Source organism: Devosia sp. RR2S18, assembly GCF_030177755.1.
Taxonomy (GTDB): Bacteria; Pseudomonadota; Alphaproteobacteria; order Rhizobiales; family Devosiaceae; genus Devosia; species Devosia rhizosphaerae.
On the sequence record NZ_CP126539.1, the window covers coordinates 3,588,340 to 3,602,974 of the forward strand.

Here is a 14,635-nt window from a genome sequence, read left to right on the forward strand (position 1 = left end):
GGGCAGATGGGGACAGAATGCGAGCATCCTTAATGATCCTGGCAGCCGCCATTGGTGCCGGCGCTTTCGCACTGGTTCGTACGCAGCAGCAGCGCAGCCAGACAAAGTCGCCGCGTCACCATACAGCGATTGCCCACGATGATCCGGCCGCCGAGGTGCGAGCAAACGTCTATGGCACCGTCCGCAATGCCGGGCCCGCAAGCATGCAGGATGGCGAGGACCTCGATTGGGATAAGGTCGATGAAGCCTCCGACGAGTCGTTCCCAGCCAGCGATCCGCCGTCCTATTCTCCCAGCCGTGTGTAGCCGTTCGTTAAAGCTTTAGCGATCCACGCAAGCCTTCATTGACCGGTCAGGCGTAGGCTAAGTGCCGAGTGACAGGGGATGCGAATGCGAGCACCGTCAGAGCGTCGAGCGGCTGCACGGCGGAGAGTTGATCTTTCAGCGACCGCCGTCTTCGACGAGGGCTGCGCCCGCGTTTCCGCTCACGTCCGCAACGTGTCCGAGAGCGGCGCCAAGGTCGACATATCCCCCGATCACAAGCTCCCCGAGACGTTCTACATGCTGATGCCACAGCACCAGCTGCAACCCTGCCGAGTAGTATGGCGTCGCGATGGCGCCCTCGGCCTGGCTTTCCTCCCTTAGCGCCACGTCAACTTTTTTCGTTGCGCTCGATTTCGTGATCGAAACGACGGGAACGAGCTCCTTAACAGCGAGTTAATCGTGAACAGGTTTGCCCCTGTGACCTCCAAAGACTTTTGCCCCGGTCGATGCACACGGCCGGGGCTTTTCTTTGCCCGCTCTTCGTTGCCGAATGCCGACCAGTGCGTCCGCTGAGTTCTGCTAGGCCCCGTCACTGCTCGATACTACCTTTGCACCAGTTGGCGCGGTTCGTTGAGAAATCCGTCGCCCTTTCGGGACAATGCCTCATGATCGACGCCAGTGTGCAAACCGACATCCGCTCGCAGCCCCTGCTGCCGCTGACCACCACGCTGGGCCCGGTGCGTTTGGCGGTGACCGACCGCGTCCGCGCCCTCTCCATCTGGCAGGATGTCGTGGGTTTGGAGCTTTTAAATGAGCGAGGAGGCGAGCTGGTCCTGGGCGCTGGTGGCAAGCCGCTGATCGTGCTCGAGACGGGTGCGACGCGTCCGGTGGTGCCGGGCAGCATCGGCCTCTATCACCTGGCGATCCATGTGCCGCATCGCGCCGATCTGGCGCAGATGGCCGTACGGGCCCTCCAGCGCAATGTACGCATTGCGCCGACCGATCATCTGGTTTCCGAAGCAATCTATCTCTGGGATTTCGATGGCAATGGCATCGAGATCACCTTCGAAACGCCCTGGCGCGGCACGCTCGGCGACCCCGACAAGGGCTTCTACGCCATCACGGCCGGTGGGCAGCCCCATTCCGGCCGCGATCCCATCGACCTTGATGGCCTGCTTGCCGAACTCGGTCCCCAGCCCGTGCTCGCGGCCCACATGCCGGCGGGCACGCGCATCGGTCACGTGCATCTGCATGTCACCGACCTTGCCGGCGCCATGACCTTTTATCGGGACGTGGTCGGCTTTGCGGGATTCCTTTTGATCCACTCCTTCGGCATGGGCGATGTGGGGCTCGACTACATGCCGCACACCATTGCCTTCAACATCTGGTCGGGTACCTCAGCGAGCCTGCCACCTGCTGGTTCTGCCGGATTGCGCTGGTTTACGTTGGTCTTGCCCGACGCCGAGGGCCTAGCGGCCGTGCGCCAACGCCTCTCAGGCGCCGGTGCGCCCCTAAGTGAGGTCACGGGTGGCTTCGAAACCGAGGACCCGTTCGGCAACCGGCTGCGCCTCCTGCTCGCCTGAAGCATCGACCAGCGCCGGCTTTATGGGTTAGCGTGCTTGCAGGCGAAAGGACAATGACATGCACAGTGCCGAGGACGTCATCCATTTCTGGTTCCAACAGCACGGGCCGGACGATTGGTTTGCCGGCAAGCCCGAGTTCGACGCCAAGATCGCCGAGCGTTTCGCCGAAACCCACACCCATGTCGCCAAGGGCGAAGCCTGGGAATGGCGGCGTACGCCGGCGGGTCGCCTTGCGGAAATCATCGTCCTAGACCAATTCTCGCGGCAGCTGTTCCGCCAGTCACCACGCGCCTTCGCGCAGGACGGCATGGCCCTGGTGTTGGCGCAGGAGGCGATTGCCGACGACGCCGACCACCATGTCGATGCCGCCTGGCGCGGCTTTTTCTATCTACCCTATATGCATGCCGAGTCCCTCGTAATCCAGCGTGAGGGCGTGCGCCTCTACCAGGGCCTGGGGGATGCCGAGCAGCTCGACTATATGCTCAAGCACCTCCACGCCATCGAGCGCTTCGGCCGCTTCCCCTTCCGCAATGCGGCACTCGGACGGCAGTCGACTGCCGAAGAGGAGGCCTATATGGCCGACGCGGGCGATCGGGCCTTCTGATCGCAACCATGACCTTTCCTTTCCCGTTGAACCGGAAAGGAGACTACAGCATGGAAACCATCGCCGGACCGAGCCTTTGGCTCATTCTCTTAACTGTTGGCGTTGTCGTGCTCGGATTGGCAGCCGTTTTCGGCATCATGCGCAACCGCAAGCTCACCCGCGGTGAACATGCCGCCAGGGATGCCGGAACGGTCAGGGAATATAAGGTCGAGGACCGCGACCCCGAGCGGCCTAGGTAAGCAGCTTAGGCTCAATCAACGCGCCCTTGTGCTCGATGACGATGCCGGCGACGCGATGTCCCGCCTCCGCAGCCTCGACGAGCGACTTGCCGGCGAGCCGCGCCGAGAGGTAGCCTCCATTGAAGCTGTCGCCCGCCCCCGTCGCATCGACCACGCTGCGGGCTGGCGTCGGCGCGACCCGCACCCGGTCCGTCGCAGTAGCGATCAGCGCTTCGCCCGGGCCATCTTTGACCACCACTTCCTCGACACCCAGTTCCAGATACCGATCGGCCGTATTGTCGATCGAGCGATCGCCGAACAGGGGCGCCTCGTCGGTATGGGTGGGCAGCACGATGTCGCAAAGACTGGCTGCGGCCGTAAGGACCGAGGCCATAACCCGCGGACTGCTCCACAGGGCCGGCCGCAAATTGGTGTCGAACGCGATCCGGGCGCCATTGTCGCGCGCTTTGACGATGGACCCGAGCAGCCGGCCACGGGCCCGCGGCGCCAGGATTGCCAGCGTAATCCCCGAGAAATACACCATCGCCGCGCCTTCCACGGCTGCATGAAGGGCGTTCTTGTCCTCGGCAAGCAGCTTGGCCGCGGAAGTGTCGCGCCAATAGGTGAAGTGCCGGTCGCCACCCTCTTGATGGATCATGTAGAGGCCGGGCCGCCGCTCGGGCACGGTGCGGATATGACGCGTACCGATGCGGTTGGCTTCGAGAAAGGCGCGGATATCGCCGGAATAGCGATCTTGGCCCAACCCGGTGAAATAGTCGACGGACCAATCCTCGCCCAGCAGGGCACGCATATACCAGGCGGTGTTGAGCGTATCGCCAGCGTAGCCCAACCGGTAGAGGCGGTCTTCGCCCCCACTCATCTCGATCATGCATTCCCCGATGCTGACGAAACGCTGTGCCACTCTGGTTGCCCCCGCTTGCTTGCCGAAGGCTTATGCCGGTAAAGCCAAGCCACTCGCAAGCCCTCTGCTGCATCTTCCATACAAGTTCAGGAGGCATTATGGTGCCCCCGATTTGCTCGGAGACTTTCTGCCCATGATGCGCCTCAGCGCCACCATCCTCGCCCAGCCCCATTCAGGTCTTGCCCTTCCTGCCTATGATCGCAGCAAGATCACCCCCGGCATCGTCCATCTGGGCATCGGCGCTTTCCATCGCGCGCACATGGCTGTTTACGTCGACGACCTCCTGGGAGAGCACTCCGACTGGGCTATTGTCGGGGCCAGCCTCCGCCGCCCCGACACCAAGGAGGCCCTTGCGCCACAGGAAGGGCTCTATACGGTCGCCGTCCGCGATGCTGCCGGCACCCACCCCCGCATCATCGGCTCCATCCTCGATGTGCTCGATGCCAATACTGAGCGCGAGGACCTGCTGGCCCTTCTGGCCGACCCTCAGATCCGCATCGTCTCGCTGACGGTCACTGAAAAGGGCTACTGCCATGACCCCGCAACCGGCGAGCTTGACGAAAATCATCCCGACATCGTCCACGACCTCGCCAACCCGAGTGCGCCCAGTTCGGCACCCGGCATGCTGGTCGAAGCCCTCACGCGCCGGCGCAACAACGGAATTGCCCCCTTCGCGGTGATGAGTTGTGACAATTTGCCGTCCAACGGTGCAACAGTCCGTCGCATCGTTTCGCGGTTTGCGCTGCTGCGCGAGGAGGCTCTGGGCGCCTGGGTTGCCGAGGAAGTGGCCTTTCCCGGCACCATGGTGGACCGCATCGTCCCCTCCACGACCGACGCCGACCGCGCCGCTGTTGCCGAGCTCATCGGGGCCGAAGACGCCTGGCCGATCATGACCGAGCCCTTCACCCAATGGGTGATCGAGGACAATTTTCCCCAGGGCCGCCCGCCTTTCGAGACAGTCGGCGCCCAGCTGGTCAACGATGTCGAGCCGTTCGAACGCATGAAGCTGCGCATGCTCAATGGCAGCCATTCGAGCATGGCATATCTCGGCTATCTCGCTGGTTACGAATACATTTCTGACGTTATGGGCGACGACAACTACGTCAAGCTCATCCATGGCCTGATGACCGAAGAGGTCATGCCTACCCTCCACATGGAAGGGGTGGACCTGGGCTCCTATCGGGACCAGCTGCTTGACCGCTTCCGCAATCCGGCCCTCCAGCACCGCACCTGGCAGATCGCCATGGATGGCAGCCAGAAGCTGCCGCAGCGCCTGCTCGGCACCATTCGCGACCGGCTCGCGGCCAATCAGCCCATCGACCGGCTGGGCCTCGGCGTCGCCGCCTGGATGCGCTATGTGACCGGCGTTGACGAAAAGGGCGAGAACATCGACGTGCGCGATCCGCTCGCTATGCGCATGCTCGCCATTGCGGCCGACGCCGGTGACGACCCCAAGGCTCTATTCACCGGGCTCGTGGCACTGACGGAGATCTTCGGCAGCGATTTGGCCGACAACGAAGTCTTCGCGTCCACCGTCACCCGCCATCTCGAGAGTCTATTTGACCAGGGCGCCGCCGAGACGGTGGCGCAGCTTGTGAGCTAGCCGAACCGCTCGCTACGGCGCGCCTGCCGCGCCGTCTGCAAACATGTTGCGATCCGGCCGGACCAGAAGTTGACGCCGGTCGGATCGAGGATTTCGTCGTGCCTGATCTCGATCATGGTGGCCTCGAGCCCGCGTCCATCGCCATGCCGTTCCAGGGTGAGCGTGATGCCCTGCAATGCGGCGTACGGCAGGTTCCAGCCCACATTCATGGCGGGGTCCTCCGCCTGGAGGGCATCGAAGAAGGCTTGCGTGAAGCGGATGTCTACTCCGTGGATGACGCCAATTGGCCATGGACGCGCCACGCCGTGGTAAACCGGCGTGAAGGAGTGCATACACACAAGAATGGTCTCCTGCCCCGCATGCCTTCGTGCCTCCAGCAGCGTTTCGATAGACGCATGGTAAGGCCGGTGGAAGTGATCGATCCGGAACTGCCGTTCTTCGGCCGAGATGTTCTCGTTACCCGGAATGCGGGTTGCCTCCGACAGGGTCCAGATCAGGTCCGGCGCTTCCAGGGAGCGGTTGGGATCGACGATCAGCCGAGAAAAGGTCGACTGCACCAGCGGCGCGTCCAGCATTTCCGAGAGGTGACGACTGACGGCGAGGGCCCCGGGATCCCAGGCGATGTGACTGAGCCGTTGGCTCGGAGTCAGGCCGAGATCGCCATATTGCGCCGGGAGGTGGTTGGAGGCGTGGTCGCACACAATGACGAAAGGGGAGGGCCCCCGTGCGTTCGAGACCAGCACCGATTTTTCTGCCAGCACGTCGAGTGAATTCCAGAGCGAGAAGGGTGACGAGGGCTTGCTAGTCCCCTGTCATGTTGAGTGTCAACGCTGCTCCGCCGCTATTGTTCACCGGGCCTAAGCTGGGTGAAGCCGCTAGCACTGAGCACGATGTTGCGGTCGATATGCCCCACCGCTTCTTCGTCCTTGCCAGCATAGTCCAGACGCGACAGGACACTGCGAATGAGATTGAGCCGGGCGCGTTTCTTATCGTTGGACCTGATGATCGTCCAGGGTGCATGCGGGCAGTCGGCCCGGCGCAGCATCTCGTCGCGCGCTTCAGAATAGGCGTCCCACTTGGACAGTGCCTCGAGGTCGATCGGCGACAGCTTCCACTGCTTGAGCGGATCGTGGCGGCGATCGTGGAAGCGCTGGAGCTGCATCTCGCGCCCGATCGACAGCCAGAACTTGAATAGATGAATGCCGTCTTTGGTAATCCGCTTCTCGAACTCGGGCGCCTCTTCGAGAAAGTGGTCGACCTCCTCGGGAGTGGCAAAGCCCATAACCCGCTCGACGCCAGCCCGATTATACCAGGAGCGGTCAAACAGCACCGTTTCCCCTGCTGCCGGCATCCAGTCGACATAACGCTGGAAGTACCACTGCGTTCGCTCCCGATCGTTGGGCTTGGGCAGAGCGGCGATGGTGGTGTAGCGTGGGTTTAGGTTTTCGAGATAGCGCTTGATGGTTCCGCCTTTGCCGGCGGCATCGCGTCCCTCGAAGACAATCATGATGCGTTCGCCGCTTTGCGCCAGATGCGCCTGAAGCCGCACAAGCTGCACCTGCAGAGCATACATCTCCGCCTCATAGGTCTTCTTGTCGAGCTTGTCCGCGTAGGGGTAGCCGCCCGAAGTCAGTGCCTCGTCCTTGATGAAGGCTGGCAGCTCGGGGTTCTCGATGTCGAATTGCTCGAAAGGGTCACTCACGCCTGTTGCTCCGTTGTCATATTTACCGTGCTATACGATTAGCCTCGTCCGCAAGGGGCGCGGCACCACCCCGATCTGCAAAGTGAACATGGACGAGCCCAGTTCAAGCCAGCCATCCCATCGCCTGTCGACGCTAGCCGCCCGCATGGTCGCGCAGGCGGGGCTGGTTGCCGGGCTGGGCGGCATCTTCTTCGCTTTGGCGCTGTTTGGAGATCTCAGCGTAGGCGGCGCCGTTGTCGGCTTCATCGCTTCGGCCGCAGCAATCGCCGTCATTCCCTCTGGCATCGTCACCATCACCCGCACCATCGAACGGCAGCGCGAACAGCAGCCGCAGCAGCCTGCCATTACCGATTTCGCCGATGCGCTCACCGAACCCTGCATGATCCTTGATCGTCGTGCCGTTGTCGTTCACGCCAATGCCGCAGCCGTGCGCCAGTTCCCAGCCGTGACGCGTGCCATCCCCATAACGCTCTTTCTGCGCAATCCCGAACTGCTGCAGGCGATCGAAGCCGTTGTCCGCAACGGCGAAACGCGCTCGGTGGAACTTCATGAAACGGTACCCTCCGAAACCTGGGACAAGGTCATGGTGGCGCCGCTCCGCCGGGCAGGCGTGGAGTGGCTCAACGACGACAACCGCCAACTGGTCATCACGGTGCAAAGCCTAACCGAACTCAAGCGGGTCGATGCGCTGCGGACCGACTTCATCGCCAATGCCAGCCATGAGCTGCGCACCCCGCTGGCTTCCCTCTTGGGCTTCATCGATACGCTGCTGGGGCCGGCCGCCAAGGACGCAGTCGCCCGTGAGAAATTCCTTGGCATCATGCGGGGCCAGGCGGAGCGGATGAGCAAGCTCATCGATGATCTCCTATCGCTGTCGCGCATCGAGATGCATCAGCACGTCAGACCCACAGCCACCATTGACCTAGCAGGCCTGCTGCGCGAAGTCCGGGAGGGCCTTTCGATCCAGGCCAAGGCCTCGGACGTGGAAATCCGACTGACTCTGTTCGAGGGCCCCACCACCACGACCGGTGATCGGGGGCAGCTCTATGAAGTCTTTGAGAACCTGCTCGAAAACGCCATCAAATACGGCGGAGAGGGCAAGCCTGTCGAAATCAGCCTGGAACCCGCCGGTAAGCCCGGCTTTCAGCATCAGGTGACGGTGATCGATCATGGGCCCGGCGTCGAGCCGGAGCATGTACCGCGCCTCACCGAACGCTTCTACCGCATCGACGCAGATGCCAGCCGCAAGAAAAAGGGCACCGGGCTGGGCCTCGCCATCGTCAAGCACATCGTTCAGCGCCACCGCGGGCAGCTAACCATCAAGAGCAAGCCCGGCGAGGGCCTGCGCGTCGAAGTCTTACTGCCTTGAGGAAGCCTCCGCGGGTGCAGGCGCCCGGCCTTTCAGCCACCAGCTTCTGGCAGAACCGCCGTCTCCGGGCCTCACCGGCTCGTGCGGCGACTTGAACCAGTGGAACGGCCGCACCACCAATTCATGCAGCGCGCGTATTGTCGCTAGCGACATCAGAAGCCAGTAAACCGGCAGCAGCATCTGCTGCGCGACCAGGTGGAGGCGCTTGCGGCGGGCGAGCCCGGCGCTCGTTATGGCGAGCGCACTGCCATAGCCGATCATCAGCACCGCCACAAAGAACGCCGACCAGAGGTCGGGGCTGATCAGCGCCTGTCCTGTCACCAGCCGCGCCAGCACCACCATCGCCAAGCCGGTGTGGAGGATGGGCGCCAGGATCATGCCCAGCACCATCACTTCGAAGCAAACCATGGCGGGTAGGCCCATCTCGGCCAGCAGCTTCCCCGGATCGCGATTGTGCACGATAAAGGTTTGCATCCAGCCCTTCATCCAGCGCGTCCGCTGCCCGATCCAGGGTAGGAGCCGGAACGGTGCCGTTTCGTGGGTGGTGGAGTCCAGCAAGTCCACCAGCATGCGACGCCGCGCCATGCGCATGCCCAGATCGGCATCCTCGGTGACGTTGAAGGCGTCCCAGCCGCCCAGCTCCCGCAGTGTCGCCAGGCGGAAATGGTTGGAGGTGCCGCCCAGCGGCATCGGCATACGCCAGTGAGCCAGTGCCGGCAACAGCACGCCGAAGAGCCCGGCATATTCTCCGGCGAAGAGCGCCGTTAGCCAGTTCTGACGGCCATTGTCGATCTCCAGCCGGGCTTGGAGGCATTCCAGATCCGGCGCGTCACGGAAGCGCGCGGCTGCTTTCCACAACTGGTCAGGATCGGGAATATCCTCGGCGTCATACACCACCACAAACTCGCCGCGACAGAGCGGCAAGACATAGTCGAGCGCCTTGGGCTTGGTGCGCGGCATGGCGTCGGGCACCGCCACCAGCGAGAAGCGGATATCGTCCGGCTCGGCCGCTGCCGCTACCAGGGTCTCCGGCGACGTCGCTTCCACCACGAATTTGATGTCGAGCTTGTCGGCGGGATAATCGCGGCATTATGTAGGAAACGCATGTAGTCTGATATTCAGGTGTCCTCTCGAGCATGGCAGCATTCCGGCGTCACGGTCAGGAGTCCCCAATGCCCGAACTACAGGTCATCAATACGCTGAATACGAAGGCTGACGATCTGAGGAGCCATATCGTACGTCTAGAACGCGAGTTGGAGCAGACGAAGGCCGCCCTGTCGCACGTCCTGGCGACGATGCACATGTTCCAGCCTCCACGGGCCGGAGAAGAATTCCCGACGCATTACAACATGGCGCAGCTCTTCAAGCGCCGAGAGATCGTGAGTTACTGCACAGAGGCGCTGCAGGCTGGTCCGCTGGATACACGCCAGCTGTCTGACTGGATCATCGACAGGAAGGAATTTCCCAATCCCGACCGACATCTGAAGACGTCAGTCGCGTTCCGCGTCGTTCAGGCACTGAGACTGCAGGAGAAGCGAGGCGGTCGTATCCAGCGGATCGGCAAGGTGTCGAACGTGGTAGTGTGGAAGCTTGCCGATCATACAGGACAACGCCACCATCAAGGTGCCTTGGCGGGCCAGGATCACGAATGAGGTCACTTACCTCCTTTGGGGCCACCGGCGGGCGGCTCGACGACTTCTTCCACTTCGACTAAATCGATATCCATCTCGCTGGTGGATATCTGCTCAGGCACATCTTCGGGAATGAATGTGCGCAACCTTTTCGCAAATTCCCTCAGCGACGACGGCGCTCCCCTTGTTGCAAGAATATCGAGATAATCCGGCCAACTGGGTTTCCCACCATTCTTCCTCACAAACCCGTAGGCCTTCTCGGCGGCAGCATGAACTAAGGCGGGATTGCCATCGAACACACGGCAGAGGAGATGGTCAGGTGTTTCGACACTGACTCCTTCATTCGACAAAGTCCGCTTGTCGAAGTCCTTAATGTTCCAAGTGATCAATGTAGATGGTTTGCAAGCTATGGCCGCGGCAGCCTGTCTTTGGCGTCCGTGTCGCCAGTTGCCGCCGTTAGGGTTGCGTACCCTGAAACGTCATAGTCCGATATCGCATTGCGCATGAGCCGGCAGGTGCGCTCGATGTTTTCCCGAAGAACCCCAGGATTGTTCCGGACGAGATTCTTTACCCACTCGTCCTCGATTTCGTCCGTCCAGCGCAGACGGATCACCCCTTCGACGCCGAAGGTCATCAGGATGTTCCGCTGGTCGTTGGAATAGAGAACGTTGGCATCGGCCAGGACCGTTATGCGCTCACGGCTTGTGGTCGGGTTCAAGGGCATCGAGTTCATCGTAGAGTTGGTGCATGATCTGGTTCTGCTTTTCCTCGACGGCTTTCAGCTCGAGAACATCCTTCAAGGAGCAACGGCGATGCGCCCCTACATAGTGGAACGGTAGGCGACCATCCTCCATGCGTTGGACGACGAGAGGTCGGGAGATGCCCAGGATCTTCCCCGCCTGTTCCGGCGACAGATCGGACGAGAGCGGGCCATAGGCAACGCCACCGGCATCCAGCGCCACTTGCACGAACCGGCGAAGTATCTGGGCCAAACTACTGCCCACGGGCAGCTTGACGTCATGTCCGTCGTTGGCGTTCAACACCTTTAACGCCGCCATCGCCTGGTTGCGCGTAGGCTCGTCGAAACTGTCGAACTTGACCTGCGAAGTGCTCATGATCAGCTCCTCTGTTTTTCGCTTCATCTGAAATAACTGAAATAATCGAAAAATTCAAGGTGGATGATGTTAGGCTGGCGCTTCCTGACCCGGCGACGATACTTTCCGACGCTCCCAGTAGCCCTTCCAGACCCTGGAGACAGGGTGGGAGAGGCTGGCGAGGATCATCAGCAGGAACTGCTCGCCGTTATTGATCTGCCGGGTGTCCTCGCGCCAGGCCATCTCCAGGGCATAGGACTCCAGATATGGGCCGGCGATGTGGTGGTGCATGCCGATCTCGGCCCGCCGAATGCGCGAGAAAAAGCTCTCGGCCTGGTTGGTCGAAGCACCGTCATGCGAATAGGCCTCTTGGTGATTGATACGCTTGACCTCGTAGAAGAGGTGCAACGGATCCCAGCCATAAGCCTCGTCGGCATGGATGATGCTGTCCAGCCTGATCCGCTTCTCCATGATCGGGACCGATAGGGACTCCTTGGGCACCACGAAAGGAAGTGTCCTTCCTCCACGTTCCCGCATGACGGCCACCACCTGGCGCTTGCCGGTCTGGTTGCGGGCTAGGCGTCGGTCGCGGCGGTTCTCGACATAGTTGGAGGGCTTCACGTAGCCGCCGAAATAGGCGCCGTCGATTTCCACCGTTCCAGTAGCCTGCCGCTCCTTGGTTTCGGCGCCCAAGGCCTCGCGCAGCTTGTGGGCCAGGACAAAGGCAGTCTTGTATTGGCAATCGAGATCGCGGGACAGTTGCAGGGCGCTATGACCTTTGACACCATTGACGAAGATGGCGATCGCCACGAGGAGGTCGCGGATGGCCATCTTCCGGCTGGCGAAGATCGTGCCGCTGGTCACGCTGAACTGTCGGCCGCAGGCCTGGCAACTAAAGATCTTCCTGGACTTGTGGCGATAGGTGGCCAAGGAACCGCAATCAGGACAGTAAGGTTCACCGTCCGTCTCGGACCAGCGGATCGCCCGGAACAGGTTCCATGCCTCCTCCTCGCCCATCCTGGCGACCTTCGCCACGGATAGCGTCCGCGCTGCAGCAGAGAGCAGGAAGTGCTGGCCCATTTCCAGTCCAACGGTTATCGTTGGGGTTGGAGATAAGCGTCGATTCGCCCAATGCCAGTGCTATTCGTTGACGTTGGTTAATATAGTTGTCAGATGTCACAGATCACCCCTGAGCAAAGCCGAGCTGCCCGCGGCTGGCTGGACTGGACCCAGCAGCAGTTGGCCGAGGCCGCAAATGTATCGTTGAGCACGGTGCGGGACTTCGAGAAGCGACGCCGCTCGCCGATCCCGAATAACCTGGTCGCGATGCAGCAAGCCCTTGAAAAAGCTGGTGTGCGGATGATTTTTGACGACGCCGGTGCACCGTTGGGAATCTCCCGGAACAAGCTGACTTGACAACGCCACCTTGTTCCGGGAGAAATGGAGCGAACGACGGGGCTCGGACCCGCAACCTTTTAGGTGGGCAACCTAAATGCTCTACCAGTTGAGCTACGTTCGCTGACTGTTGGGCATTGAAAAAACGCTGGGTTTTACCCGGCGTTTTTTTCTGCCAATTTCCAGACGCCATTCTCCTTGACGATTTTATTGTCCCTATCGGCCAGCCGCCCCAACTGCGGGGATAGGCTTTTAGGCTGAATTTCCTGGCCGAACCTGGACCTGATAGCCTCAAAGATGCCGCTGTTGCTTAGACCGTCAGGATGATCTGCCAGCACGGCCAAAGCCATCTGCTTGATGGTCATTCCTCCGGCCCCTCGGCCGTCAGTTGCACCGTTCGCCGCGGATCCGCTGTCTCCTTCCTGCTGCCTCGTCCCTTCCTGTTGGGTGGGCCCCGACTTCTGCAGACGGTTCTCGCGGATGATCTTGGAGGCCAAGTCGCGCTCGTCTTCCATCTCCTTTAGGGCCGCCCGCGCAAGCTCGATCGCGCTTTCCAGTTCGGAAAGGCGACGATGCAACATAGCGTGGATGGATTCCTGCGGGACGATAGACATCGGGTATCTCCTTGGACGTGACGGTATCCGCACGACGTCTCAGGAGTCAACACGTCTTTCAAAAGAATCTTTCCTGTACGTCCAGTCCACTGCGCCCGCCCTTTGTGGCGTGGATTCAGCTACATGCGTTTCCTACATAATGCCGCAAATGTGCCGAAAATGCCAAAAAGGGCGAGAAGGACGAGGTGAAGATTGGCCATGGGAGCCTCCCGATTGATGTCGAGGACGAAAGTGCTCCACACGAGCCCTTCTCGCCTTGATCGAGATCAAACCTTGGGCGGTTTTGCCCCGCTGGCATCGCGCCGCGCAGGGCGCTAGGGTCGGCTCAGCGAATCCGAAAACAAGAGGCTAATGCCCAATGACGATCGACCTTAAAAAGTTGGACAAGCTCGCCGAAGTCGCCATCAAGGTCGGCCTGCAGCTGCAGGACGGACAGGATCTGGTGATGACCGCGCCGATGACAGCGGCGCCGCTGGTCCGCCGCATCACCGAGCACGCCTATAAGGCAGGTGCCGGGCTGGTCACGACCATCTATTCGGACGAGGAAGCCACGCTCGCCCGCTACAAACATGCCAACGACAAGAGCTTCGACAGGGCGGCCAGCTGGCTCTATGCGGGCATGGCGGAGGCGTTCAAGAACAATGCCGCGCGGCTCGCCATTGCGGGCGACAACCCAATGATGCTGGCCGGCCAGGACCCCGACAAGGTCAGCCGGGCCATGCGCGCCAATTCAGCCGCCTATAAACCTGCCCTGCAGCTCATCACCGGGTTCGACATCAACTGGAACATCGTTTCCTATCCAAGCCCCGCCTGGGCCAAGCTGATGTTCCCTGATGACAGCGAAGAGGTGGCCGTGGGCAAGCTCGCCGACGCCATCTTCAAGGCCTCCCGCGTCGACAATGACGATCCGGTAGGCGCCTGGAAGGCGCACAATGCCGAGCTCAAGAAGCGCTGGACCTGGCTCAACGAGAAGCAGTTCGCATCGCTGCACTATACCGGACCGGGCACGGATCTCACCATTGGACTTGCCGACGGGCATCGCTGGAAGGGTGGCGCCTCGGAAGCCAAGAACGGCATCACCTGCAATCCTAACATTCCGACCGAGGAAGTGTTCACCACGCCGCATCGCCTGCGCGTAGAGGGCCATGTCAGCGGCACCAAGCCGCTCAGCCACAATGGCGCGCTGATCCGGGACATGTATGCCCGGTTTGAGGGCGGCAGACTGGTGGAGTTCAAGTCATCGGAAGGGCAGGACATCTTCAACAAGGTGCTCGACACCGATGAAGGCGCGCGACACCTGGGTGAAGTGGCGCTGGTGCCCCATTCCTCGCCGATCTCAGCCTCGGGGCTGCTGTTCTACAACACGCTTTACGACGAAAACGCCGCTAGCCACATCGCCATGGGTCAGTGCTATGCGGACTGTTTCGAGGGTGGCAAGGACCTGACGCCCGACCAGATCTATGCGCAGGGCGGCAACCGCAGCTTGATCCATATCGACTGGATGATCGGCTCGGACAATATCGATATCGATGGCGTCCATGCCGATGGCTCGCGTGAGCCGGTGATGCGTGCCGGCGAGTGGGCGAACTGATCCCTAGACGAACGCAAGAGGCCCCCCACCCTACCCTCTCCTTGAG

19 protein-coding genes and 1 tRNA gene are annotated in these 14,635 nt (G+C 61.4%); 10 read left to right on the top strand and 10 right to left on the bottom strand.

The annotated features are described in order from the left end of the window. Positions 1-32 precede the first annotated feature (32 nt). The 5 genes from QOV41_RS17710 (at position 33) to QOV41_RS17730 (ending at position 2,689) form a co-directional block, all read left to right on the top strand. A complete protein-coding gene (locus tag QOV41_RS17710) occupies positions 33-305 on the top strand; it encodes a hypothetical protein (protein WP_284578172.1) in 273 nt (90 codons plus the stop codon). 84 nt (positions 306-389) lie between these two features. After that, the gene (locus tag QOV41_RS19815; protein ID WP_350150127.1) at positions 390-644 is read left to right on the top strand and encodes a PilZ domain-containing protein; all 255 of its coding nucleotides are present in this window, start codon (positions 390-392) and stop codon (positions 642-644) included. 284 nt (positions 645-928) lie between these two features. Further along, a complete protein-coding gene (locus tag QOV41_RS17720) occupies positions 929-1,846 on the top strand; it encodes a VOC family protein (protein WP_284578174.1) in 918 nt (305 codons plus the stop codon). Positions 1,847-1,904: 58 nt separating this feature from the next. Next, complete coding sequence (locus QOV41_RS17725; RefSeq protein WP_284578176.1) at positions 1,905-2,450, top strand: DUF924 family protein; 546 nt, start codon at positions 1,905-1,907, stop codon at positions 2,448-2,450. Between the two features lie 50 nt (positions 2,451-2,500). Next, positions 2,501-2,689 (top strand): hypothetical protein, encoded by a 189-nt coding sequence (locus tag QOV41_RS17730; RefSeq protein ID WP_284578178.1) that lies wholly within the window; start codon positions 2,501-2,503, stop codon positions 2,687-2,689. Here the strand turns inward: QOV41_RS17730 and QOV41_RS17735 are convergent. After that, positions 2,682-3,590, bottom strand: coding sequence for a sugar kinase (locus QOV41_RS17735; protein WP_284578179.1), 909 nt, complete (start codon positions 3,588-3,590; stop codon positions 2,682-2,684). The two genes, QOV41_RS17730 and QOV41_RS17735, sit on opposite strands and share 8 nt — an antisense overlap. A 136-nt stretch (positions 3,591-3,726) precedes the next feature. Between QOV41_RS17735 and QOV41_RS17740 the strand changes: the two genes are divergently transcribed. Further along, positions 3,727-5,193 carry a mannitol dehydrogenase family protein gene (locus tag QOV41_RS17740; RefSeq protein ID WP_284581369.1) on the top strand — a complete coding sequence of 489 codons (1,467 nt, stop codon included), beginning with the start codon at positions 3,727-3,729 and terminating at the stop codon, positions 5,191-5,193. On the opposite strand, the gene QOV41_RS17745 is transcribed toward QOV41_RS17740, so the two are convergent. Further along, positions 5,190-5,954, bottom strand: coding sequence for an N-formylglutamate amidohydrolase (locus QOV41_RS17745; RefSeq protein ID WP_284578180.1), 765 nt, complete (start codon positions 5,952-5,954; stop codon positions 5,190-5,192). The genes QOV41_RS17740 and QOV41_RS17745 overlap by 4 nt on opposite strands. Positions 5,955-6,034: 80 nt before the next feature. Then, positions 6,035-6,895 (bottom strand): polyphosphate kinase 2, encoded by an 861-nt coding sequence (ppk2, locus tag QOV41_RS17750; RefSeq protein ID WP_284578181.1) that lies wholly within the window; start codon positions 6,893-6,895, stop codon positions 6,035-6,037. An 88-nt stretch (positions 6,896-6,983) separates the two neighbouring features. Between ppk2 and QOV41_RS17755 the strand changes: the two genes are divergently transcribed. Beyond that, positions 6,984-8,264 (top strand): sensor histidine kinase, encoded by a 1,281-nt coding sequence (locus QOV41_RS17755; protein ID WP_284578182.1) that lies wholly within the window; start codon positions 6,984-6,986, stop codon positions 8,262-8,264. Here QOV41_RS17755 and QOV41_RS17760 read toward each other — a convergent pair. Then, a complete protein-coding gene (locus QOV41_RS17760) occupies positions 8,253-9,311 on the bottom strand; it encodes a glycosyltransferase family 2 protein (protein ID WP_284578183.1) in 1,059 nt (352 codons plus the stop codon). The two genes, QOV41_RS17755 and QOV41_RS17760, sit on opposite strands and share 12 nt — an antisense overlap. A gap of 125 nt (positions 9,312-9,436) precedes the next feature. Here QOV41_RS17760 and QOV41_RS17765 point away from each other — a divergent pair, with 125 nt between their 5' ends. Further along, positions 9,437-9,916 carry a hypothetical protein gene (locus QOV41_RS17765; protein WP_284578166.1) on the top strand — a complete coding sequence of 160 codons (480 nt, stop codon included), beginning with the start codon at positions 9,437-9,439 and terminating at the stop codon, positions 9,914-9,916. A gap of 2 nt (positions 9,917-9,918) precedes the next feature. Here QOV41_RS17765 and QOV41_RS17770 read toward each other — a convergent pair whose 3' ends face one another. The 4 genes from QOV41_RS17770 to QOV41_RS17785 form a co-directional block, all read right to left on the bottom strand. Further along, positions 9,919-10,284 carry a hypothetical protein gene (locus QOV41_RS17770; RefSeq protein ID WP_284578165.1) on the bottom strand — a complete coding sequence of 122 codons (366 nt, stop codon included), beginning with the start codon at positions 10,282-10,284 and terminating at the stop codon, positions 9,919-9,921. Between the two features lie 17 nt (positions 10,285-10,301). Then, a complete protein-coding gene (locus tag QOV41_RS17775) occupies positions 10,302-10,613 on the bottom strand; it encodes a hypothetical protein (protein ID WP_284578164.1) in 312 nt (103 codons plus the stop codon). After that, entirely contained in the window at positions 10,591-11,010 is a 420-nt protein-coding gene (locus QOV41_RS17780; RefSeq protein ID WP_284578162.1) for a MerR family transcriptional regulator, read from the bottom strand. The genes QOV41_RS17775 and QOV41_RS17780 overlap by 23 nt, the downstream gene beginning before the upstream one ends. Positions 11,011-11,079: 69 nt before the next feature. Beyond that, the gene (locus QOV41_RS17785) at positions 11,080-12,069 is read right to left on the bottom strand and encodes an IS1595 family transposase (RefSeq protein WP_284578160.1); all 990 of its coding nucleotides are present in this window, start codon (positions 12,067-12,069) and stop codon (positions 11,080-11,082) included. Positions 12,070-12,162: 93 nt separating this feature from the next. On the opposite strand from QOV41_RS17785, the gene QOV41_RS17790 reads away from it, so the two are divergent. Then, the gene (locus tag QOV41_RS17790) at positions 12,163-12,405 is read left to right on the top strand and encodes a helix-turn-helix domain-containing protein (RefSeq protein ID WP_284578159.1); all 243 of its coding nucleotides are present in this window, start codon (positions 12,163-12,165) and stop codon (positions 12,403-12,405) included. Between the two features lie 25 nt (positions 12,406-12,430). Here the strand turns inward: QOV41_RS17790 and QOV41_RS17795 are convergent. Beyond that, positions 12,431-12,508, bottom strand: a tRNA-Gly gene (locus tag QOV41_RS17795). 31 nt (positions 12,509-12,539) lie between these two features. Next, positions 12,540-12,998 carry a hypothetical protein gene (locus tag QOV41_RS17800; RefSeq protein WP_284578157.1) on the bottom strand — a complete coding sequence of 153 codons (459 nt, stop codon included), beginning with the start codon at positions 12,996-12,998 and terminating at the stop codon, positions 12,540-12,542. A gap of 358 nt (positions 12,999-13,356) precedes the next feature. Here QOV41_RS17800 and QOV41_RS17805 point away from each other — a divergent pair, with 358 nt between their 5' ends. Beyond that, positions 13,357-14,589, top strand: coding sequence for an aminopeptidase (locus QOV41_RS17805; protein ID WP_284578184.1), 1,233 nt, complete (start codon positions 13,357-13,359; stop codon positions 14,587-14,589). Positions 14,590-14,635 lie beyond the last annotated feature (46 nt).

Excerpts from the sequence above, each read along its gene's own strand:
- QOV41_RS17800 (WP_284578157.1), bottom strand. The coding sequence starts at position 12,998 with ATGTCTATCGTCCCGCAGGAATCCATCCACGCTATGTTGCATCGTCGC.
- QOV41_RS17730 (WP_284578178.1), top strand. The coding sequence starts at position 2,501 with ATGGAAACCATCGCCGGACCGAGCCTTTGGCTCATTCTCTTAACTGTT.
- QOV41_RS17720 (WP_284578174.1), top strand. The coding sequence starts at position 929 with ATGATCGACGCCAGTGTGCAAACCGACATCCGCTCGCAGCCCCTGCTG.
- QOV41_RS17805 (WP_284578184.1), top strand. The coding sequence starts at position 13,357 with ATGACGATCGACCTTAAAAAGTTGGACAAGCTCGCCGAAGTCGCCATC.
- QOV41_RS17780 (WP_284578162.1), bottom strand. The coding sequence starts at position 11,010 with ATGAGCACTTCGCAGGTCAAGTTCGACAGTTTCGACGAGCCTACGCGC.
- QOV41_RS17710 (WP_284578172.1), top strand. The coding sequence starts at position 33 with ATGATCCTGGCAGCCGCCATTGGTGCCGGCGCTTTCGCACTGGTTCGT.
- QOV41_RS19815 (WP_350150127.1), top strand. The coding sequence starts at position 390 with ATGCGAGCACCGTCAGAGCGTCGAGCGGCTGCACGGCGGAGAGTTGAT.
- QOV41_RS17725 (WP_284578176.1), top strand. The coding sequence starts at position 1,905 with ATGCACAGTGCCGAGGACGTCATCCATTTCTGGTTCCAACAGCACGGG.
- QOV41_RS17790 (WP_284578159.1), top strand. The coding sequence starts at position 12,163 with ATGTCACAGATCACCCCTGAGCAAAGCCGAGCTGCCCGCGGCTGGCTG.
- QOV41_RS17755 (WP_284578182.1), top strand. The coding sequence starts at position 6,984 with ATGGACGAGCCCAGTTCAAGCCAGCCATCCCATCGCCTGTCGACGCTA.
- QOV41_RS17785 (WP_284578160.1), bottom strand. The coding sequence starts at position 12,069 with ATGGGCCAGCACTTCCTGCTCTCTGCTGCAGCGCGGACGCTATCCGTG.
- QOV41_RS17740 (WP_284581369.1), top strand. The coding sequence starts at position 3,727 with ATGCGCCTCAGCGCCACCATCCTCGCCCAGCCCCATTCAGGTCTTGCC.
- QOV41_RS17765 (WP_284578166.1), top strand. The coding sequence starts at position 9,437 with ATGCCCGAACTACAGGTCATCAATACGCTGAATACGAAGGCTGACGAT.